We start from the raw sequence: 20,659 nt of genomic DNA on the forward strand, positions 1-20,659 counted from the left end.
ATTTATTAATCAGGCTTGTTAACAATGATTGAAACAGATCGTCTGATTGCTCCTGCTGCCAAAGAGCGTGAGGATCACCTTGATCGCACGGTGCGTCCCAAATCTCTCGCTGATTATGTCGGGCAGCCGGCAGTACGTGAGCAGATGGAGATTTTTATTGGAGCAGCTAAAAAACGTGGAGAAGCTTTGGATCATACCTTGGTGTTTGGCCCGCCGGGTTTAGGTAAAACCACGTTGGCCAATATCATTGCTAATGAAATGAATGTCTCACTAAAGAGTACCTCTGGACCTGTACTGGAAAAAGCGGGTGATTTGGCCGCACTGCTCACCAACCTTGAGCCGGGCGATGTTTTATTTATCGATGAAATTCATCGTTTGAGTCCGGTGGTTGAAGAGATCCTTTATCCGGCGATGGAGGATTTCCAGCTGGATATCATGATCGGAGAGGGGCCTGCAGCGCGTTCCATTAAGCTGGATTTACCACAATTTACACTGGTTGGCGCTACTACTCGGGCAGGTTTGTTAACCTCTCCGCTGCGCGATCGTTTTGGTATTGTTCAGCGATTGGAGTTTTATAATGTCGTCGATCTCACTCATATAGTGGCGCGGTCGTCCGCGCTACTAGGTGTTCCGATGGATATAGAGGGGGCAGCGGAAGTGGCCAAGCGTTCGCGTGGCACCCCGCGAATCGCCAATCGACTCTTGCGTCGGGTTCGCGATTTTGCCGAGATAAAAGGGGATGGTGTGGTCACTGCAAAAATGGCAGACAGTGCGCTCAATATGCTCAATGTTGATGAGCGTGGTTTTGACCATATGGATCGCCGGTTACTTACAGCGATGATGCATAATTTTGATGGCGGACCAGTCGGCGTGGAGAGTTTGGCCGCGGCAATCAGTGAAGATAAGGGAACTATCGAAGATGTAATAGAACCTTATCTGATTCAACAGGGCTTTATGGCGCGTACTCCTCGTGGACGCATCCTCACCACTAATGCTTATCTCTATTTCGGTATGCCCGTTCCCAAGCGGATGCAGGATATAGCAGAGTGACAGACTCCTAGAGCACTGAGTATTTCGGCGCACTTTAGGCTATGATGTGCGCCCCTTTTTCCTAGTTCAACCAGCGAGAGTTAACTCTACCTATGTCGGAAGCCAATCAAAGTCTATCGATTCTCCACCTCATGCTTGAGGCCAGTTTTATTGTGCAGATGGTGATGCTGATTTTATTTTTGGCGTCTGTCATCTCATGGGTAATGATTTTCCAGCGTCAGGTTTACCAGCGCAAAGCCGCTGCTGCATTTGTTTACTTTGAGAAACAGTTCTGGTCTGGAATTGATTTGAACCAGCTTTATCGCCAAGGCAATAACCGCAATGAGGCGGTTGAGAGTATAGAAAGCATTTTTCGCGCAGGTTTTAAGGAGTTTAACCGTCTGCGCCAGCAAGCAGGTGCAGATTCAGATGCAATCATGGAAGGCTCCATGCGCGCTATGCGTGTTGCTCTGGCTCGCGAACATGAAAAGCTTGAGGAAAATCTCCCATTTTTGGCCAGTGTTGCATCGGTAACTCCCTATATAGGTTTATTTGGTACTGTGTGGGGCATTATGGTTTCTTTCCTTAACATAGCTAACGCAGGTCAGCCGAGTCTTGCTACTGTCGCACCAGGTATTGCTGAGGCTTTGATCGCTACGGCAATGGGCCTATTTGCCGCCATTCCTGCTGTGCTGGCATACAACAAATTCTCTGCGCGTGCAGAAAACCTGATGAGTAACTATCAAACTTTTGCTGAAGAGTTTTCAGCCATCCTGCATCGCCAGGTTCACAGCAAATAACGCTGCTACTCTGATTTGTTAACAGGTTTAAAAACATGTCTGGATTTGGTCCACCGGTAAAAAAGAAACTCAAAGCGGAGATTAACGTTGTCCCGTTGATCGACGTCATGCTGGTATTGCTGATTGTGTTTATGATCGCTGCACCTATGATGACCCAGGGGATAAAGGTTGAGTTACCCCAAGCGGCGTCAGAGCCTGTTGAGTCAAAAGATGACGAGCCTATTACTGTATCGGTAAAAGCCGATGGCAGTTACTACATCGATTTGGCGGGGGATCCTGAGCAAGCTCGCCCCTTGGCTGAAATTAAATCAATCGTTACCAAGGTATTGGCTGAAAAACCAAATACCCTTGTTTTTGTGCAGGGGGATAAAAAAGTGGAGTACGGCGTAATTGTGGCCTTAATGGGAGAGCTGAAATTAGCTGGCGCTCCTTCCGTTGGGTTGATTACGGAGCCGCCGCGCTAGGTTCTGTATGCGATTGGAAAAATCATTTTCACTTCCTGTTTTTCTTAGTGTGTCTTTGCACACTCTGCTATTGGTTTTATTTTTGGGGGATTGGAGCTTTTTTAAAAAGGAACCTGAACCCTATAAACCTCATTATGTCACAGCTACTTTGGTTGATTTAAAACCAAAAGCCAAAGCTGCTCCACAGCAAACAAAAGAGCAGGTTTTGGATTCCAAAGCTTACGAAGATCTAAAAAATAATAAAAAGCAGGATGAGCAGCGGCGCAAAGAAGCTGAAGTCTTGGTTCAACAGAAGAAAGAGCAAGAAGCTAAAGCCGCTGAAGCTGAAAAAGTGAAACAGCAAAAAATTAAGGAAGAGCAAGCGAAGATTGCCAAAGCAAAAGCAGAAAAAGAGGCTGCGGAAAAAAAGCGTAAAGCTGATGAGCTGGCTAAGCAAAAAGCCGAAGCTGCAAAGAAAACCAAGCGTGAACAAGAGGCTCAAGAGGAGCAGCGTCGCATACAAGCTGCTTTGCAGAAGGAAGCAAAACACATTAGTGATACCAATGATGATGTAAATACAAAAAGTTACGAAGAGATGTTGATTGAGCGTGTGCAGCAAAACTGGAGTAGGCCTCCCTCGGCTCGTAATGGCTTGGAGGTTGTTTTGGAAGTGAATATGCTTCCAACAGGGGTTGTAACCGGCCTTCGTGTTGTAAGAAGTAGTGGTGATGCTGCTTTTGATCGGTCTGCCGAGCAGGCAGTCAGGCGAGTGGATCGCTTCACCGAGGCCATGCAAATTCCGCCTGACATTTTTGAAAAGTATTTTCGTGTATTCAGATTTACATTTAGCCCAGAGGACTTAAGGTCGTGAAACGTTATTTATTATTGTGCTTAATATTTGTGACTGGCTTGGCCCATGCGCAATTAAATTTGCGTGTCACTAAAGGTGTGGATAATCCCACTAAAATTGCGGTAGTCCCCTTTGCATGGCAAGGTGGAAAGCTGCCGGAAGACTTGGCAAAAATCGTAGGAAATGATCTTGAGTTTTCAGGTCAATTTGAGGCTACTTCGCCAGAGCGGATGTTGTCTTTTCCTCGTTCAGAGGCAGAGGTGCATTATCGTGACTGGAAAGCACTGGGCGCTGAATATCTTCTGATTGGATCAATCACGCAACAAGCTGGCCGCTACTATGCAAGTTATGAGTTATTTGATGTGGTGCAGCAGAAACGCGTTTTTGCAAAACTGACTGTTGATGGCACATCTGCACAATTACGCGATATGGCTCATCACATCAGCGATAAGGTTTATGAAACAATCACTGGTATACGTGGTATTTTCTCAACCAAGCTTATTTATGTTGAAGCCTTCAAGCAGCCTCAAAAATACCGTTTAATGCTTTCAGATATTGATGGTTTCCGAGCTCGTTTACTGCTTGAGTCTCGTTTTCCTTTGCTTTCTCCGGTGTGGTCGCCAAATGGGCAGCGTGTTGCTTATGTGTCTTTTGAGGCAGATAACAAACCCGCTATCTACATTCAGGACATAGCAACAGGCCGGCGCCAACAGATGACCAGCTTTCGTGGGTTGAATGGTGCTCCCGCCTGGTCTCCGGACGGACAAAAATTGGCGATGGCATTGTCTAAAGATGGCAATCCAGAAATTTATGTGATGAACGTACTCACACGGCAATTAACAAGAGTCACCAACCATTTTGCAATTGATCATGAGCCGAGCTGGTCTGCAGATGGTGCATCGCTCTTTTTCACTTCTGATAGAGGGGGTAAGCCCCAAATTTATCAAGTTCATTTGGCGAGTATGCAGCAAGAGAGAGTGACTTTTGATGGTGATTACAACGCTCGTGCAAGAGTCTCTCCTGACGGCAAGAGTTTGGTTATGTTGAATAAACGGCCAGGTACGACTCACCATATCGCTGCACAGGATATAAAAACTGGAAATTTACGCATTTTGTCCGAGACAAATCTGGATGAATCGCCTACTATAGCGCCCAATGGCGCTATGCTAATGTATGCGACTCGTTCTGGTGGTAAAGGAGTATTGGCGGCCGTGTCTCTTGATGCGCGCGTCAAAATCCTCCAGCCTCCAAAACAGGGTGATGTGCGGGAACCCGCATGGTCGCCATTCTTTAACTAAATCCCCGTTCAAACTAGATCAAAACTTCATTGGAGTTACACACACATGATCACCAAGGCAATCAAGCAAGGTCTTACTCTGGCTGTTGTTATGTCTTTCCTCGTTGGCTGTTCAAGCAGCGACAACGCCGCTACTGAAGCTCCAACCACTGGTGGTTCTTCTGTTGGTTCAGGCGTATCAGAAGCTACTCTGTCAAACGTTGTTTATTTTGATTTTGATCAATACGCTTTGACTGCTGAAAGCCGTGCTGTTCTGTTGGCTCATGCTGACAAGCTGAAAGGTGCTTCAGTAGCTGTACGCTTGGAAGGTCACGCTGATGAGCGTGGTTCACGTGAGTACAACATGGCTCTCGGTGAAAAGCGTGCTAACGCTGTACGTGACTTCCTTGTAACTCAAGGCGTAAATGGTTCTTCTCTGGAAGTTGTTAGCTTCGGTGAAGAGCAGCCAGCTGCTACCGGTAGCGATGAAGCTTCTTGGGCTCAAAACCGTCGTGTAGAAGTTAAGTACTAAGAGAGTCTGAACCCGTATGCTTAAAACTCTGCTTGCTGTTGCCCTAATTGCTTCAGCTCCAGTCCTCAAGGCGCAAGTACGGGTTGTTGAGTCTTCACCTCAGGGCTTCGGCTCTGGGGTGTCTCAATCAAAAATACCCGCCTCTGCAGAATCTGACGTATATTCTCAAATTCGTTCACTCCAAGAAGAGGTTGCTACTCTACGTGGATTGATAGAAGAGCAAGCCTACGAGCTTAAACAGCTCAAACAATTGCAACTCGATAACTACATTGATTTGGATCGTCGTCTGTCGGGAGGCTCCTCTTCCGCTGTTACACCACCCAATCAAGCGAATTCATCACCAGACGCTACGCAAGCTTCTGCAACTCAAAATACGGCCAATGAAGCAGACACTTATAAAGCTGCTTATGATTTGCTGAATCAAAAAGATTTTGCTGCAGCCGAGAGTGCCTTCAAAGATCATTTGAACCGTTTTCCCGGTGGAGAATTTGCGAGCAATAGTCATTATTGGCTTGGTAAAATCGCAATGTTGAAGAAAGACTATCCTCAGGCAAAATCCTGGTTTACTGATCTGATTGCCAATTTCCCTGCTGCTGCGAAAGTACCGGATGCACAATTGGATTTAGGAAAGGTTTATTTTCTTATGGGTGATAAAGCCAAGGCTAAATCTTTGTTGAGTCAGCTTGCTGCTGGTAATACCGACGCCGCAAAACTTGCAGCCAAGTTCCTTGCTGATAATTTTTAGTTGCTATCCCTACAATATAAAATCAAATATTAATTAATTTTAAATAATGCGGCTATATCCTTGAGATCTCGCAGGGCTTGCATGTTGATAAAAAGAAAGGGGATTTCCTTGCGGAAATCCCCATGATGTATCCAGTATCGAACCGCAGTAAACATTCCATTTAGTTTACCTCAGCATCCTGCTGAAAGTTCAATTCCACCTTCCTTCTGATTGTTGCTCCTACATCCATATAGAGTGGTGGATGAGTTGGTGGGTATCAGCTTTATCCATAGCACTCCCAAATGCTCAGTCTCATTCACTCCTTGTGATGACATTAGTCCCTAATCATCCGTGTGAGCTGATTCCATCAACTGGTATCGTCTGCCTCCTGCAAACTATTCCATTTTTAACTTCGAATCCCTTCTTTCTTCCTTGTGAAGCCACTATAACTTTGATGAGGCTGTTGAAATAGTCAGAGATCTCGGGAATTTTTGTAGGAAATTGACTACAGTAAGCAGCGGTTAAGGCTGGCAACACTATTATTGACGCTATAGTCAGTAGGACTAATTTTCTCTGATTGTTGCTTTTGATGAGGCTAGTATGCGTTCTCCAGTGATTGCGCAGTGCCATAAACTAGAGGATAAAATAAATGTTGTTATCGATATTAAATCTATTAAAGCCTTCTTCATGGAGTGTGCTGCTCTCACTACTGATTGTTAACCCATCTGTTGGTGCTGAAAGCACGCTTAATCCGGAACTCGCTTATAAGCTTCATTACCATGTAACATTTGAGCCAGAGCGTGAAGGAGCATCGGTCGCGATTAGTATTGAAAAAGGTGAGCTGTTAAAAACAATAGAGTTTGCTAATAGCCATTCTGTATATTCGGATATTCGAGCCACAGGAAAGTTGACTCAAAAGGATAAGAGGGTTACGTGGGAATTACCGAAAGGTAAAGCGCGGTTAACATATTTTGTAACTCTGACCAACGAGCGAAGCCCGGGAAAATATGATGCACGAGTTACTAAAGATTGGGCACTATTTCGCGGTGACGATTTGATTCCAGCCGTTACTGTTGCTGAAGTTCCGGGAGCCCATGCAGTAGCAACATTGGAATTTGTATTGCCTACAAGTTGGGATAGTGTTGAGACTGGATGGCCACGTAAAAAAGCAAATACGTTTATTATTGATAACCCTGAGCGCCTGTTTGATCGTCCGATTGGCTGGATGATTGCGGGTGACTTTGGCTCTCGTCGTGCAAATGTAGCAAAAACAGATATCGCAATTGCAGCACCTAAAGGCGAAAATTTTAGGCGTATGGATGCGTTAGTGTTTTTTAATTTTGTTTGGCCGGAAATTGCAAAAGCATTTGGCAAAACGCCTGAAAAATTATTGGTTGTAGGTGCCGGTGACCCAATGTGGCGTGGTGGTTTATCTGCGTCCAACTCCTTATTTTTACATTCGGATCGTCCTCTGGTAAGTGAAAATGGCACTAGTCCATTGCTACATGAATTGACACATATGGTAACTCGTATTAGTGGCGTGCAAACTGAAACAACAAATGATGATTGGATTGCAGAGGGTTTAGCTGAGTTTTATTCATTCGAGTTACTTTATAGAGCTGATGGCATGACAAAAGCTCGACGCTCAAAAATAATAAAAAACCTAGGGAAATGGGGGGCAGATGTGACTCATTTACGAAAAACAAAATCAACAGGTCCGATTACCGCGCGAGCTGTAGTGTTATTGGATGATTTGAATCAGGAAATAAAAAAGCGCAGTAACAAAAAATATGATTTGGATGATGTGACTCGTCAACTGATGGAAAAAAGAAAAGTCTCTTTTGATGATTTAAAAGCTGCAACAGAAAAATTAATTGGATCGGATGTTGAAACTTTTAAATCTGCATTACTGAAGTGATTATTAGCGCGCAGTATATTAAATGCTGCGCGCAATAATTAAGCCACCCCAAATCAAGTTGCGGTCGCCTGCTCCTTGCTTAATTTCAGAACTGTGCCCTCGAATTAAATAGCTGACCCTATAGCCATTTTGAAAGGCAAAGGTATAGCCTGCCCATGCCTCTACAAGCCAGGGCCTTAATTCTGCTTGCTCATAAGTTACGCTGCTGTCGCGAAACTGTCCTTGCAAGAAGGCGTTATAAGCTCTTGCTTTGATGGCGAATCCGGCCCAGAAATAGTGTTCATTGACGGCGTTTGCGTTGCTCGAATAAGACGATCTTTCGCCATAGCTAGCCAGTTCAGGATTGAAGGATGCCCACGGGCTGTGAATCCTGCCGGCGCGCAAACTAAGCCCCCAACTTGCTTCGGTCAAATAGCCTATGGATACTTGGCTAGTGCTTTTAATTTCCAGATTATCGGAAAAATTATCTAAATATTCTTGGCGGGCTAATACATAACGTCCTGTTATTTCCCCTCCTTCACTGATCTGATTGTGCCAACCTCGCGCATCTTTCCCGCTTAACGAATGGTGTGCCCAATTTTGTAAGTCGCCCACTAAACCCAGTCCCAGTGCGCCTACTGTGAGAGTACTTTTCCAGGCGATATTATCAACCAAATCTATTTGTTCACGGTTAATGGATGTATAAACCAAGCTGGCATAGGGGCGATCTTCGGTGTTTGCGACAGATACACTAATGTTCTCAGGTGTGAAACCAAAAGCCCCAATCTCTCGACTAAATACTTCTTGAGAACGAATCGACGTTCTGGTGTTCCCCAATAATTCATCAAGACCAATTAATAACTTATCAAGTCCAACCTTGGTCTTATCTAACTTATATCCTGTCTGGGTGAAATTAAGCCCGTAGGTGTAATCCTGATCTCTATGCCCTGGTACGAGGAAGTCGTTGTCAAAGGCAAAGGCCCAGCTGCGTTTGCGTTTTTCTGGAGAATCTTTGAGATTGAGTTGAGGCGCTTTACCCTGCTCGACTCTGTTGGCCTCTTTAAGCCAAAGGGGTTGTTGCTCTGGATAAGCTTCTGCAGCCTTGGCGAAACTACCGATGCTAACAAGCAAGCTCAATGCAATCAGTTGGATCACAAGCGCCTGAAGTAGAGCTAATCGACCCGAAGAGGGTTGATTTGCGGATGTGCTGTTCATGAAAAACTCCAAATTTCCTATCATATATAAATGACTGGTCGTCTTTAATTTGGTTGAAATCGCGTTTGAATGTTAAGTTGCTGTCTTCTCTCTATTTAAGGTGACTGGTCGTCTTGTTTTTTGTGACGAAAAAGCGCCTCAACAGGCGCTGTGCTAAAGCAATTTTTGATAACTACTCTTGTCTAGCCTGTGTTTTGGAAAAAATTTCAGGGAGCACTGCTAGAAAAGCATTTAAAGGTTCGCGACATTTAGAAGCCTTCATACGCATTACTGTTCCTTCCCATGCGTTAAAGAGGAATTCAGCAATAATTGCGGATGGTAATTGGGTTTCCAGTCCTTCGTGCAGTCTTGCTTCTTCGAGCACATCTTCGATGGCCTGGGTATTGTTGCGTAACATTTGTCGCACTTTTAGGCGAATAGCCTCACTGGATTCAGACATCTCCTGACACATATTGCCGATAAAACAGCCGCCATTAATGTTTTCATCACAACCACCAATGTTGTCCACAAAAAAGCGAGTAATGCGCTCCTGTGGTGAGAGGCTGCGATCATTTAGTAGGTGGCGGTTATGAATCATCCGCTCTTCTGTCACCTTTTCCAGCGCTTCAATGGCAAAATCTTCCTTGCTCTTAAAGTAAGTGTAGAAAGAGCCTTTAGGCACGTCGGCGGCGTTGACTATGTCCTGAATGCTGGTGCCGTTATAGCCGCGAGTAGCCATAACTTTTAGTCCTGCATCCAAGAGATGATCTTTTTTTAGTTCGCGTTTGCTCATGATTTAAATATATGACCAGTCGTCTGTCAATTCAAGTGATAACTTAGTTTGATTTGTTATAGCAACTGCAGCTTTAGTGTTGAGAGGTGGATTGCCAAAGCATATACCTATTTATTATTTGTCATATTTGATTTTTTTGGGTCGCATTAAATTGCTGTGCTTACACCTTTTGCCGTATGTCCCTGTCGGTTTTTTATTTCGACTCCTTAAGATGCTTAATCAACCGCGCTTTTAGTGCTGGCGGCAGGTTGCGAATGGTGAGTGTATCCTGCTCCGGGTCATATTCAATCTCCCGCCCTAAACAGTCCGAGGCAAAGCTCATGCTCAGTGAGTCATTGCGACCGCTGATGCGCACATAGCTACGGATTTGCCCTGCATGAGGGATAAACTCCGGTTTGATCTCAGGTTTTGTGGTTTCTACGTAGCGTGCAAACCGCTCCGGCTCGTAGCTTTTGACTTCTTCAGCGAGGCTTGTCGATAAGTCGGCGATGGTGACGGTTTTGCCTGCTTTATTTTGCTCCAGACAGTAATCGACCACCTTGCTGCGGGTGAGTTTGGCGGCAGTCTCATCCAGCGTGGTGCTGAATTCATCCACCACTTGCAGAAATACTGCGGTTTCCTGCTTGATATCTTGCTTGTCGGTAAAGGCGATAAAGTGACTAAAAGCCTCGGCTATGTCTTTATCACCGCGCGCGCGCATTAAGGTTAGGTAGGTGGTTGAGTCTTGGTTTTCCCAATCGTTGAGCTGGATTTTGGCGGCGAGGGTAAATCCGCTGGTATCCAAAAATAGCGATTCACCCAGCGCCAGCTCGCCGTCTAAATACAGACCGCCTTGATGCTCCACCATGTAAACACTCAAGGTGTCACCAACTTCCAGCTTCTCTTCCACAAAAATGAGGTAGGCATCGAGCAACGACTCTGCGTTTTCCAGTGCCTGCTGGAATTGGCGCATAGCCTGGTGACTGAAGCTCAGAAAACTCAACCGCTCGGCACGACAATCACGCAACCAGCTGGGCAGGGGAAACTCGCCCAGTTCATCGGAAAAACGGCCATAACTTTTACCGCCCTTGCGGATAAATTGGGTTTTCAGCTCATAAGCCAGCTCTTCAAGTTTTCCATTGATCGCAAAGGCCGCGCTGGCGAGTTGTAATGCAAAGGCGTCGCCGGGGCTGTGGCGATAAATACGGTGGGCAACAATCGAGTTAATGGCCATATCTGAGGTCGCTTAAAGACGGAGATTCATCAAAGAGGTTTACCAAAGCCGGCTATTATAGGCGCCAACATTTTTTTGCATACACCAGATTGGAGTTCCTATGTCGATCACCCGTTTAAACCCCACACCGCGCTGGTCTGATGCGACGGTTTTTAATGGCATCGCCCATTTTGTGGAGGTTCCCAATGACACAGCCTGTGCGATGCATACGCAGATTGAGCAAATTTTGCTGCAGGCTGAGCAAACCCTCGCCGCCACCGGCAGTGATAAGTCGCGCTTGTTATCCGCCACTATTTACCTCACCGATAAACAGCATGTCGCCGCTTTGAATCAAGCCTGGGAAGCTTGGTTGCCGCAAGGCTGCGCACCCTCGCGCGCCTGTATTTTGGTGGGTTTGTTGGATCCGGCGATGTTGGTGGAAATTGCGTTTGTTGCCGCGGTGAATTAATGAATCCTGCCTATACTTTCGCTATTGTCTAGCCCGAGGCATCAAGCGAATCGCAGCGCATGCGTGCACCCAAGAGAAATAGGATATGGCCACACCAATCGACCAGTATTTAAATATTCTTGCCAAAAAAGATGGCTCCGATTTATACCTCAGTACCGGCGCGCCACCCTGCGCAAAATTTCAGGGCGTGTTAAAGCCACTGACCTCCGAGCCATTTAAACCAGGGGAAATAGAGCGCATCGCCAATGCGATTATGGATGATGAGCAGCGCAGTATTTTTGCGCAGGAACTGGAAATGAATCTGGCGATTTCTATTCATGGCGTGGGGCGTTTTCGCATTAATATTTTTAAACAGCGCAATGAAGTGGCGATTGTGGCGCGCAACATTAAAACCGATATTCCCCAGTTTGATGATCTAGGCCTGCCGGAAGTATTAAAAGAGGTCATTATGACCAAGCGTGGTCTGGTTTTGTTTGTGGGTGGGACCGGTTCAGGAAAATCCACCTCGCTTGCCGCTTTAATCGACCACCGTAATTCTTCCAGTGGCGGTCACATTATCACCATCGAAGACCCCGTCGAATTTGTTCACAAACATAAGCGCAGTGTGATTAACCAGCGCGAAGTGGGTGTGGATACGCGCAGCTATAAAGCCGCGTTAAAAAATACCTTGCGCCAAGCGCCCGATGTGATTTTGATTGGCGAAATTCGCGACCGTGAAACCATGGAACATGCGCTGGAGTTCGCAGAGACAGGACACCTGGCTATTTCGACCCTGCATGCCAACAACGCCAACCAAGCGCTGGAGCGAATTGTCAATTTATTTCCTGAAGAGCGCCGTCCGCAATTATTAATGGGGCTATCGCAAAATATTCGCGCTTTTGTCTCCCAGCGTTTGGTGCCAACCGTGGATGGCAAACGCTGTGCGGCAGTAGAGGTGTTGTTGGGCACTAAAACGATTCAGGAATTAATTTTTAAAAATCGTTTTACCGAGATCAAAGAGATTATGGAAAAATCCGAAAATCTGGGCATGCAAACCTTTGATGGCGCTATTTTTAAATTATACATGGCCGGCAAAATCAGCTTTGATGATGCTATCGCCAATGCCGATTCCCCTAATAATTTACGCCTGCGAATCAAACTGGCCAGCGAAGGTAGTGCACCGGTCAAAGCGGAAGCACCGGTTATTAAACCCAGCGTCACTGCTCCCGGTAGTTTTGGCGAATTGAGCTTGCAAAAAATTGATGATGACGATGCCGCTGATCAATAACGCGCACAAAGGTGCCGCATGAGTTTAAAAGCTATAGAGCAATTATTGCAGCCGCGCTCGATTGCGGTGATTGGTGCCTCTAACCAACCCAATCGCCCGGGCAATGCGGTGATGCGCAATTTATTGCAGGGGCAATTTGACGGGCCCATTATGCCGGTAACGCCCCATTACAAATCGGTTAATGGGGTATTGGCCTATCGCTCGATTGATGAATTACCCATAGTTCCCGACCTCGCCATTATTTGTACCCGCGCCACCCGAGTACCGGCCATTATTTTGCAATTGGGGCGCAAAGGCACGCGCACTGCGATTGTGATTGCCGCAGGTTTGGATAATTTATTTACCGCGCAGGGCACTAACCTGCAGGAGCAAATGCTCGCCATTGCCAAGGAGTGGGGCGTGCGCATTTTAGGGCCAGATTCACTGGGTGTTCTGGTGCCGGCTTTGGGGTTGAATGCGAGTTACGCACACACGCACGCGGCAGCAGGAAAAATTGCCGTGGTGTCGCAGTCTTCTGCGGTGTGTGTCACCTTGTTGGATTGGGCGCGCCGCCGTCGCATTGGTTTTTCGCAATTTATTTCGCTCGGCGAAGGTGTAGATATAGATTTTGATGAGCTGCTGGATTATTTAGGGCGCGATGCAAAAACCAGCGCGATACTCTTGTATATCGACGCTATTTACGACGGCCGCGCGTTTATGTCAGCGGCGCGTGCGGCATCTTTTAATAAACCGATTCTGGTGATTAAAGCGGGCAGCTATCGCGAAACCAGTGTGCTCACCTCGCGTTTGCCGCCAGAAAAAATTGGCAACGATGCAGTATACGATGCAGCCTTTCGCCGCGCCGGTATGCTGCGGGTAGATGACTTGCGCGAGCTGTTAGCCGCTGTGGAAACCCTTGCCAATGGCAAGCCTATTTACAGCGAGCAACTCGTTATTATTGCCAATGGCAATGGCCCCAGTGCAATGGCGGTAGATGCCTTATTAGCGCGCGGCGGTCGCTTGGCTGCTTTGGATGAAAATCTGGTTGGGCAATTACAACCGCTAATACATTCCGGCGGCAGAGCAACCAATCCAATTAATTTATTGGGTGATGCATCGCCACAAACTTATCAGCAAGTGCTGCAAATTATTTTACAAAGTAACAGCGTGGATAATCTGCTGATCATGCAAGCACCCTCTGCGTTAACGGCAGGGGAAACTTATGCTGATGCGATTATTAACACATACCAAAACTACACTGGCCGCAAACCCAATTTATTTTGCAATTGGATGGGTGAGGATGCTGCACAGGCAGCGCGTTTGCGTTTTGCTGATGCGGGCATTGCTTCTTTCCGCACACCCGAAGGTGCTGTAGGTGCGTTTATGCATATGGTGCAGTATCGCCGCAACCAAAAATTATTATCAGAAACACCGGAATCCATTAGCGATAGGGTTCCCTACCAACCGATGGCCGCGCAAAAAATTATTGCACAGGTATTAAGTGAAGGGCGTGAGCAGTTGAGTGCTACGGAAGTTTCTGCAGTACTGGCTGACTATGCTATTTGTACCAGTAAGGCTGCAGAAAAAAATACAACACGCGTGGCAGCAACAGCTGAACCTGCATTAGCGCCGCCCCAGCCCATGCCTCTGCGAATTGAGGTGCAGCTAGATCCGGTATTTGGTCCAGTTATTTTATTGGGTGAAGCTGCCAGTCACTGGAGTATTCGCAGCAATGCCGTAGTTGCCTTGCCGCCGCTGAATATGGCGCTGGCGCGCTACATGGTGATTCAGGCTTTGGCAGAAGGCAAAATTCGTGAGCGCCAAGGTTATGCGGCGCTGCACATGCCATCGCTGTGTTTATTGCTGACGCAAGTGAGTCAGATTGTGATTGATACGCCGGCGCTGCGGCATTTATTAATTAACCCAGTGCTGGTAGCCGGCGAGTCTATTGATGTGGGCGCAGCACAGCTTGTAGTCAGCGCCGAAAAAAATCCCTACCCACTGGCGATTCGTCCTTATCCCAAAGAGCTAGAAGAATTTATTAGGCTGCGTGATGAACGTGAGGTGTTGGTGCGCCCCATTCGCCCGGAAGATGAATTGACCTTACAAGCTTTTGATAATTCACAAAGCAAAGAGGATCGCTACAAGCGCTATTTTGCGGAATTGCCGCAGTTTTCCCACGAGCAAATGGCGCGCCTTACCCAGATTGATTACGAACGCGAAATGGCCTTTGTAGCGGTGGCAAAAAATGCAACAGGTGTTGAGCAAATTTTAGCTGTGGTACGCGCCCAGCGCGACCCGGACAACAGCTTTGCCGAATTTGCCATGGCGGTGCGCAGCGACTTAAAAGGTATTGGCTTGGGCTCGCGCTTGCTGCAAAAAATGATTGATTATGTGCGCAGCCAAGGCACACCGAAATTAATTGGTTGCACCATGTTGGAAAATGCCGGTATGGCCAACTTGGCGCGCAAGCTGGGCTTTAGCGTAAAATACAATCGCGATGAGGGTTTGATTGATATGGAATTAAACTTGTGATTGTCGCTTAAATTTAAAAATTATTTTTTATTATTAGCACTGTCATGAAAATTTTATTTTTCCAAATGTCATCCCTGAATTTTTGCCAATGCTTTGATGTGGGCGACAGCGCAGCGCCCTAATCCCAATAAATCGTAACCCCCTTCCAAACTGGAGACTATACCCAGGCACTGCTCCGATTCAGGCGCTGCTTTACTGCTATCCATGAGTTGGCGCAGCTCGCGGGTAATCCATTCATAATCTTGCTCTACCAAGCTGATGGACGACATATCATCATCAATATAGGCGTCAAAACCTGCTGAAATAAAAATCATCTGCGGTTTGAATTGTTTCAGTGCAGGTAACCATTGGCTGCTTAGTGCATCGTGAAAACCCTGGCTGCGGCAAGTCGCCGGCAGTGGGGTATTGATAATATGCTCAGGCACATTATCAATATCTGTGTTGGGGTAAAAAGGGTATTGAAAGCTGGAGCAAAACAAAACCCGCGAATCATTTAAAAAAATATCCTGTGTGCCGTTGCCGTGGTGCACATCAAAATCAATAATCGCCACACGCGTTAAATCATAGTGCTCCAGTGCATGAGCCGCAGCGACGGCAATATTATTGATAATGCAAAAACCCATGGCGCGAGCGCGTTCAGCGTGATGACCCGGTGGGCGCACGTTGCAAAAAACCGCATCGGTTTTACCTTGCATTATCATATCCACACCCATCACCCCGGCACCTGCGGCGTGACGCGCAGCGTTTAGGGTGGCTGGCGATAAATACACATCATCGGCAAAAAAATACATATCCCGCGCGGGAATTGCAGCGCTGATAGTTTGTAAATAGTGTGCGCTGTGCACACGCAAAAGTTGTTCGTCGGTTGCTGCAATGGCTTCGCGATAATAAAGCAGGCCATCAATACCATTTGCCATTAATTGGTTGTTAATGGCATCCAAGCGCTGTGGGCATTCGGGGTGGCCAGCGGGCATCTTATGCTCGTGGCAGAGTGGATGGCTGATAAGGGTTGCAATCATAAGCGTGCCGTTTTGATGATTGGTGGCTATCATCCAGAGTAAATTAATCAGAGTATTAATCGAATATAGCGTTTATTAATGACGTCATCCAGATAAAAACGCAGACGAAAAAAATGGAGCCCATGGCTCCATTTTTTACATCAGTGCAAACTCGGTAAATGCAGCGGCATTATTGACCTGTTTGTTCGCGGGCGATGGCGCGGTAGGCAATATCTTTACGATAGAACATGCCTTTCCAGCTAATCTGCTGCGCTAATTGATAAGCGCGTTGCTGCGCTTCCTGCACGCTATTGCCCAGTGCCGTTGCACAGAGTACGCGACCGCCGTTAGTCACAGTGTTGCCAGCTTTTTCAGCGGTGCCGGCGTGGAATACTTTTTCGCCTGCCACTTCCTGAGTTGGTAAACCGGAAATGATATCGCCTTTGTCATAAGCATCCGGGTAACCGCCAGCGGCCAGCACGACACCAACCGATGCGCGTGGATCCCAATTAGCCGTGGTGTTATGCAAATCACCCTTGAGTGCTGCTAAACACAGCTCTACCAAGTCTGATTGCAAACGCAGCATGATGGGTTGGGTTTCCGGGTCACCAAAACGGCAGTTGTACTCAATCACTTTAGGCGCGCCAGAAGCGTCAATCATCAAGCCTGCGTACAAAAAGCCAACGTAGGTGTTGCCTTCGGCAGCCATGCCATTCACGGTGGGATAAATGATTTCTTGCATCACTCGGTCATGCACCGCTTGCGTGACAACGGGGGCGGGTGAATAAGCACCCATGCCGCCGGTGTTGGGGCCGGTATCGCCATCGCCAACACGTTTGTGATCCTGACTGGTGGCCATGGGCAATACATTTTTGCCATCAACCATCACAATAAAGCTGGCTTCTTCACCCGCTAAAAATTCTTCAATCACCACGCGGCAACCGGCATCACCAAAAGCATTGCCGGAGAGCATATCGCGCACGGCATCTTCGGCTTGTTGCAAAGTTTCGGCAACGATCACACCTTTACCGGCCGCGAGGCCGTCAGCTTTAATTACAATCGGAGCGCCTTTTTCGCGCAGGTAGGCGAGGGCAGGTTCTACTTCGACAAAATTTTGGTAATCGGCGGTAGGAATTTTGTGACGGGCAAGAAAGTCCTTGGTGAAGGCTTTTGAACCTTCTAATTGTGCTGCGCCTTTGCTTGGGCCAAAACACAATAAATTGCGCGCTTGGAAATAATCCACCACACCGGCAACCAGTGGCACTTCGGGGCCAACAATGGTTAAGCCGACATTGTTTTGTTCAGCAAAATTAGCGAGTGCTTCAAAATTCAAAACGTCGATGGCGACATTTTGTAATTTTGCTTCCAGCGCTGTGCCGGCATTGCCTGGAGCAACAAATACTGTTTCGACTTGCGCGCTTTGTGCAGCTTTCCAGGCGAGCGCGTGTTCGCGGCCGCCGCTGCCAATAATTAATACGTTCATATTTACTTGCTCGTATCTAAAAATTTTAGACCCCTCCCTAACCTTCCCCTTGTCAGGGGAGGGAAGAGTTCCTCCCCCTTCATAAGGGGGAGGTTAGGAGGGGGTGTGGTGTGTAAACAACTGTTAATGACGGAAGTGACGCATACCGGTAAATACCATTGCCATGCCGTGTTCATCGGCAGCAGCGATCACTTCTTCATCGCGCATTGAACCACCGGGTTGAATCACGGCAGCGATACCCACTTTAGCGGCATTATCTATACCATCGCGGAAGGGGAAGAAAGCATCGGATGCCATCACCGAGCCAGCCACTTGCAGGCCAGCGTGCTCAGCTTTAATCGCAGCGATACGGGCAGAGTTAACACGGCTCATTTGGCCTGCACCTACACCAATGGTGCGGTTGTCTTTTGCATAAATAATCGCGTTGGATTTAACAAATTTGGCCACTTTCCACGCGAATAATAAATCGCGAATTTCTGCTTCGGTTGGGGCGCGTTTGGTGACGATTCTGAGATCGGCAGCGGCGATAACACCCATGTCACGATCTTGTACCAACAGGCCGCCATTCACGCGTTTGTAATCCAAGCCACCGATGCGCTCGCTACCCCAGTCGCCACAGGCCAATACGCGCACGTTTTGTTTTGCTTTGGTAATTTCCAGCGCTTCTGCCGAAATGCTGGGCGCAATAATCACTTCAACAAATTGACGGGACACAATCGCCTCGGCAGTTTTTGCATCTAACTCGCGGTTAAAAGCAATAATGCCACCAAAGGCGGATTCAGTATCGGTCGCGTAAGCCAGCTCGTAAGCTTCCAGAATATTGGCGGCAACACCGACACCACAGGGGTTGGCGTGTTTAACAATTACGCAGGCAGGTTCATCAAACGATTTAACGGTTTCCAGTGCTGCATCGGTATCCGCCACGTTGTTAAATGACAACTCTTTACCTTGCAATTGTTTTGCGGTGGCCACACTGGCTTCCTGCGCATTTTTTTCAACGTAGAAAGCAGCTTTTTGATGCGGGTTTTCACCGTAGCGCATTTCTTGCGCTTTGATGAATTGGGTATTAAAGGTGCGCGGGAAATCGGCACTGCCGCCATCAACCAGTCGGCCAAAATAATTGGCGATGGCACCGTCGTAAGCGGCAGTGTGTTCGTAGGCCTTAATCGCCAAATCAAAACGGGTTTTTAGTGAGGTGCAGCCGTTGTTGGCTTGCATCTCAGCGAGAATTGTTGCGTAGTCCGCCGCGTTAACCACTATGTTGACGTGTGCGTGGTTTTTCGCAGCGGCGCGCACCATAGTCGGGCCACCGATATCAATATTTTCTACCGCATTTTCCAGCGAACAATCTTTATTCGCGACGGTTTTTTCGAAGGGGTAGAGGTTGACCACTACCATGTCGATTGCGTTAATACCGTGTTCGCGCATGATCGCTTCATCGGTACCGCGACGCCCCAAAATGCCACCGTGAACTTTCGGGTGCAGGGTTTTAACGCGGCCATCCATCATTTCGGGAAAACCGGTGTAGTCAGAGACTTCAATCGCAGGGATCTTGTTGTCGGTCAGCAATTTAAAGGTGCCGCCGGTGGATAAAATTTCCACGCCTTGGGCGTGCAGCGCTTGGGCGAATTCAACAATGCCGGTTTTATCAGACACGCTAATCAGCGCGCGTTTGACTGCAACGAGATCGGAAGTAGACATACACTGTTCCTGTAAAGGTAGAGTTGTAAAACGATAAAGGTAAAAGGAGAAATTAAATTTTTGAAAAACCAAACTGACCTAAAAGCAAAAGGGGTGGAAACGAATTACCACCCCTTTTTGATCTGCCCAGGGTTTTGAACTTTCCTGGAGCACTGCAACAATTACAGCAGGCCGTATTGTTTTAATTTTTTACGCAGAGTGCCACGGTTCAAGCCGAGCACTTGTGCTGCACGGGTTTGATTGTGGCGAGTATATTTCAATACGATTTCCAACATTGGCGCTTCCACTTCTGCCAACACCATTTCGTACACATTGCTAACGTCTTGGCCATCCAGATGCTTGAAATAATTTTCAACAGCTTGCTCTACGCAGCCGCGCAGCGATTGAGCTTGAACTGGTTGGGCAGGTGCAGCTTGTACTGGTGTTGCATCAGCAAAGAAAGTTGCGGTATTCATGCGGCTTTTTCCTCTTTCATAAGCAGCTCTTCAAAGAAATTTTGAATGCTGGTTTGTTGTTCTTCTGCGTTATCTATAGCGTTAAAGGTTTTGCGAAATGCATCGCTGCCAGGAACCGTTTGCAAATACCAACTCGCGTGTTTGCGAGCGATACGCGGGCCCATAAACTCACCATAAAAACGGTATAACTCGCGCAGATGGCTCGATAAAATATCTCTGACTTCGATCAAAGACGGTTGGGGTAATTGCTCACCGGTGTGCAGGTAATGCGCAATCTCCCGGAAAATCCACGGCCGCCCTTGCGCGGCGCGTCCAATCATCACCGCGGCGGCGCCGGTGTGTTGCAACACGGCTTTGGCCTTTTGCGGTGAATCTATATCGCCATTGGCAAATACCGGAATCTTCACGGCGTTTACCACACTGGCAATGGTGTCGTATTCGGCTTGGCCAGAAAAAGCATCGGCGCGGGTGCGGCCATGTAGGGCCAGTGCTTGAATGCCGGCATCTTCCGCGAGGCGGGCAATACGCAGGGCATTGCGTTCTTCGGCACTCCAGCCGGTGCGAAACTTCAGCGTGACAGGGATATCTACCGCATCGACTACGGCCTGCAGAATATCCGCCACCAGTTGTTCATCTTTTAGCAGCGCTGAGCCTGCGGCTTTTTTGCAGACCTTTTTCGCCGGGCAGCCCATGTTGATGTCGATAATCTGGGCGCCATTGGCCGCATTCAAACGCGCGGCTTCGGCCATCATTTGCGGGTCGCCACCGGCAATTTGCACCGCAATCGGTTCGACTTCGCCGGTGTGATCCATGCGCAAGCTGCTTTTGCGACTAGTCCATAAATTCGAGTCAGCAGTCAGCATTTCTGACACCACCAAGCCCGCCCCCAGTGATCGACACAACTGACGAAAGGGACGGTCAGTTACGCCTGCCATAGGCGCAAGAATGACCTGACTATCGATAGAGTAAGGACCGATGCTAAACACGTGATATTGAGTGATCGCGATTGTGCTTATGCCGGACAGCCCGGATATAGCTCGAC

Annotated in this window: 19 protein-coding genes; 11 read left to right on the forward strand and 8 right to left on the reverse strand. The window is 47.6% G+C overall.

The window, feature by feature from the left end:
• The first annotated feature begins 24 nt into the window (after positions 1-24).
• The 8 genes from ruvB to ACFODX_RS01795 all read left to right on the forward strand — a co-directional run bounded on the left by ruvB (position 25) and on the right by ACFODX_RS01795 (position 7,572).
• The gene (ruvB, locus tag ACFODX_RS01760) at positions 25-1,050 is read left to right on the forward strand and encodes a Holliday junction branch migration DNA helicase RuvB (RefSeq protein ID WP_378115443.1); all 1,026 of its coding nucleotides are present in this window, start codon (positions 25-27) and stop codon (positions 1,048-1,050) included.
• A 92-nt stretch (positions 1,051-1,142) separates the two neighbouring features.
• On the forward strand, positions 1,143-1,829 hold the full coding sequence (gene tolQ, locus ACFODX_RS01765) for a protein TolQ (protein ID WP_324258136.1): 687 nt from the start codon (positions 1,143-1,145) through the stop codon (positions 1,827-1,829).
• A gap of 35 nt (positions 1,830-1,864) precedes the next feature.
• Positions 1,865-2,293: a protein TolR gene (gene tolR, locus ACFODX_RS01770; RefSeq protein WP_378115444.1), complete on the forward strand. Its 429-nt coding sequence runs from the start codon at positions 1,865-1,867 to the stop codon at positions 2,291-2,293.
• Between the two features lie 7 nt (positions 2,294-2,300).
• The gene (gene tolA, locus ACFODX_RS01775) at positions 2,301-3,143 is read left to right on the forward strand and encodes a cell envelope integrity protein TolA (RefSeq protein ID WP_378115446.1); all 843 of its coding nucleotides are present in this window, start codon (positions 2,301-2,303) and stop codon (positions 3,141-3,143) included.
• Positions 3,140-4,420, forward strand: a complete 1,281-nt coding sequence (tolB, locus tag ACFODX_RS01780) for a Tol-Pal system beta propeller repeat protein TolB (RefSeq protein WP_378115448.1) — start codon at positions 3,140-3,142, stop codon at positions 4,418-4,420. Before tolA ends, tolB begins: the two co-directional genes overlap by 4 nt.
• A 45-nt stretch (positions 4,421-4,465) precedes the next feature.
• Positions 4,466-4,930 carry a peptidoglycan-associated lipoprotein Pal gene (pal, locus tag ACFODX_RS01785; RefSeq protein ID WP_324258132.1) on the forward strand — a complete coding sequence of 155 codons (465 nt, stop codon included), beginning with the start codon at positions 4,466-4,468 and terminating at the stop codon, positions 4,928-4,930.
• Positions 4,931-4,946: 16 nt separating this feature from the next.
• Positions 4,947-5,675: a YbgF trimerization domain-containing protein gene (locus ACFODX_RS01790; RefSeq protein ID WP_378115450.1), complete on the forward strand. Its 729-nt coding sequence runs from the start codon at positions 4,947-4,949 to the stop codon at positions 5,673-5,675.
• Between the two features lie 628 nt (positions 5,676-6,303).
• A complete protein-coding gene (locus ACFODX_RS01795; RefSeq protein WP_378115452.1) occupies positions 6,304-7,572 on the forward strand; it encodes a hypothetical protein in 1,269 nt (422 codons plus the stop codon).
• Between the two features lie 18 nt (positions 7,573-7,590).
• On the opposite strand, the gene ACFODX_RS01800 is transcribed toward ACFODX_RS01795, so the two are convergent.
• The 3 genes from ACFODX_RS01800 to ACFODX_RS01810 all read right to left on the reverse strand — a co-directional run bounded on the left by ACFODX_RS01800 (position 7,591) and on the right by ACFODX_RS01810 (position 10,751).
• The gene (locus ACFODX_RS01800; RefSeq protein WP_378115454.1) at positions 7,591-8,766 is read right to left on the reverse strand and encodes a lipid A deacylase LpxR family protein; all 1,176 of its coding nucleotides are present in this window, start codon (positions 8,764-8,766) and stop codon (positions 7,591-7,593) included.
• Positions 8,767-8,938: 172 nt separating this feature from the next.
• Complete coding sequence (locus ACFODX_RS01805) at positions 8,939-9,538, reverse strand: TetR/AcrR family transcriptional regulator (protein WP_378115456.1); 600 nt, start codon at positions 9,536-9,538, stop codon at positions 8,939-8,941.
• Between the two features lie 193 nt (positions 9,539-9,731).
• A complete protein-coding gene (locus ACFODX_RS01810; RefSeq protein WP_378115458.1) occupies positions 9,732-10,751 on the reverse strand; it encodes a nucleoid-associated protein in 1,020 nt (339 codons plus the stop codon).
• A gap of 100 nt (positions 10,752-10,851) precedes the next feature.
• On the opposite strand from ACFODX_RS01810, the gene ACFODX_RS01815 reads away from it, so the two are divergent.
• The 3 genes from ACFODX_RS01815 (at position 10,852) to ACFODX_RS01825 (ending at position 14,980) form a co-directional block, all read left to right on the forward strand.
• On the forward strand, positions 10,852-11,199 hold the full coding sequence (locus tag ACFODX_RS01815) for a RidA family protein (protein ID WP_378115460.1): 348 nt from the start codon (positions 10,852-10,854) through the stop codon (positions 11,197-11,199).
• 85 nt (positions 11,200-11,284) lie between these two features.
• Positions 11,285-12,466, forward strand: coding sequence for a PilT/PilU family type 4a pilus ATPase (locus ACFODX_RS01820; RefSeq protein WP_378115462.1), 1,182 nt, complete (start codon positions 11,285-11,287; stop codon positions 12,464-12,466).
• A gap of 18 nt (positions 12,467-12,484) precedes the next feature.
• Complete coding sequence (locus ACFODX_RS01825; protein ID WP_378115464.1) at positions 12,485-14,980, forward strand: bifunctional acetate--CoA ligase family protein/GNAT family N-acetyltransferase; 2,496 nt, start codon at positions 12,485-12,487, stop codon at positions 14,978-14,980.
• Between the two features lie 68 nt (positions 14,981-15,048).
• Here ACFODX_RS01825 and ACFODX_RS01830 read toward each other — a convergent pair whose 3' ends face one another.
• The 5 genes from ACFODX_RS01830 to dusB all read right to left on the reverse strand — a co-directional run bounded on the left by ACFODX_RS01830 (position 15,049) and on the right by dusB (position 20,603).
• Complete coding sequence (locus ACFODX_RS01830; protein ID WP_378115466.1) at positions 15,049-15,999, reverse strand: histone deacetylase family protein; 951 nt, start codon at positions 15,997-15,999, stop codon at positions 15,049-15,051.
• A gap of 169 nt (positions 16,000-16,168) precedes the next feature.
• On the reverse strand, positions 16,169-17,461 hold the full coding sequence (gene purD / locus ACFODX_RS01835) for a phosphoribosylamine--glycine ligase (RefSeq protein ID WP_378115468.1): 1,293 nt from the start codon (positions 17,459-17,461) through the stop codon (positions 16,169-16,171).
• 123 nt (positions 17,462-17,584) lie between these two features.
• Entirely contained in the window at positions 17,585-19,162 is a 1,578-nt protein-coding gene (gene purH, locus ACFODX_RS01840) for a bifunctional phosphoribosylaminoimidazolecarboxamide formyltransferase/IMP cyclohydrolase (protein WP_378115470.1), read from the reverse strand.
• Between the two features lie 161 nt (positions 19,163-19,323).
• Positions 19,324-19,617, reverse strand: coding sequence for a DNA-binding transcriptional regulator Fis (gene fis / locus ACFODX_RS01845; protein WP_324258120.1), 294 nt, complete (start codon positions 19,615-19,617; stop codon positions 19,324-19,326).
• On the reverse strand, positions 19,614-20,603 hold the full coding sequence (gene dusB / locus ACFODX_RS01850; protein ID WP_378115472.1) for a tRNA dihydrouridine synthase DusB: 990 nt from the start codon (positions 20,601-20,603) through the stop codon (positions 19,614-19,616). The genes fis and dusB overlap by 4 nt, the downstream gene beginning before the upstream one ends.
• Between the last annotated feature and the right edge of the window lie 56 nt (positions 20,604-20,659).

This window comes from Cellvibrio fontiphilus (assembly GCF_042646205.1).
GTDB lineage: Bacteria > Pseudomonadota > Gammaproteobacteria > Pseudomonadales > Cellvibrionaceae > Cellvibrio > Cellvibrio fontiphilus_A.

Excerpts from the sequence above, each read along its gene's own strand:
- ruvB (WP_378115443.1), top strand. The coding sequence starts at position 25 with ATGATTGAAACAGATCGTCTGATTGCTCCTGCTGCCAAAGAGCGTGAG.
- tolQ (WP_324258136.1), top strand. The coding sequence starts at position 1,143 with ATGTCGGAAGCCAATCAAAGTCTATCGATTCTCCACCTCATGCTTGAG.
- tolR (WP_378115444.1), top strand. The coding sequence starts at position 1,865 with ATGTCTGGATTTGGTCCACCGGTAAAAAAGAAACTCAAAGCGGAGATT.
- tolA (WP_378115446.1), top strand. The coding sequence starts at position 2,301 with ATGCGATTGGAAAAATCATTTTCACTTCCTGTTTTTCTTAGTGTGTCT.
- pal (WP_324258132.1), top strand. The coding sequence starts at position 4,466 with ATGATCACCAAGGCAATCAAGCAAGGTCTTACTCTGGCTGTTGTTATG.
- ACFODX_RS01790 (WP_378115450.1), top strand. The coding sequence starts at position 4,947 with ATGCTTAAAACTCTGCTTGCTGTTGCCCTAATTGCTTCAGCTCCAGTC.
- ACFODX_RS01795 (WP_378115452.1), top strand. The coding sequence starts at position 6,304 with ATGTTGTTATCGATATTAAATCTATTAAAGCCTTCTTCATGGAGTGTG.
- ACFODX_RS01800 (WP_378115454.1), bottom strand. The coding sequence starts at position 8,766 with ATGAACAGCACATCCGCAAATCAACCCTCTTCGGGTCGATTAGCTCTA.
- ACFODX_RS01805 (WP_378115456.1), bottom strand. The coding sequence starts at position 9,538 with ATGAGCAAACGCGAACTAAAAAAAGATCATCTCTTGGATGCAGGACTA.
- ACFODX_RS01810 (WP_378115458.1), bottom strand. The coding sequence starts at position 10,751 with ATGGCCATTAACTCGATTGTTGCCCACCGTATTTATCGCCACAGCCCC.
- ACFODX_RS01815 (WP_378115460.1), top strand. The coding sequence starts at position 10,852 with ATGTCGATCACCCGTTTAAACCCCACACCGCGCTGGTCTGATGCGACG.
- ACFODX_RS01820 (WP_378115462.1), top strand. The coding sequence starts at position 11,285 with ATGGCCACACCAATCGACCAGTATTTAAATATTCTTGCCAAAAAAGAT.
- ACFODX_RS01825 (WP_378115464.1), top strand. The coding sequence starts at position 12,485 with ATGAGTTTAAAAGCTATAGAGCAATTATTGCAGCCGCGCTCGATTGCG.
- ACFODX_RS01830 (WP_378115466.1), bottom strand. The coding sequence starts at position 15,999 with ATGATTGCAACCCTTATCAGCCATCCACTCTGCCACGAGCATAAGATG.
- purD (WP_378115468.1), bottom strand. The coding sequence starts at position 17,461 with ATGAACGTATTAATTATTGGCAGCGGCGGCCGCGAACACGCGCTCGCC.
- purH (WP_378115470.1), bottom strand. The coding sequence starts at position 19,162 with ATGTCTACTTCCGATCTCGTTGCAGTCAAACGCGCGCTGATTAGCGTG.
- fis (WP_324258120.1), bottom strand. The coding sequence starts at position 19,617 with ATGAATACCGCAACTTTCTTTGCTGATGCAACACCAGTACAAGCTGCA.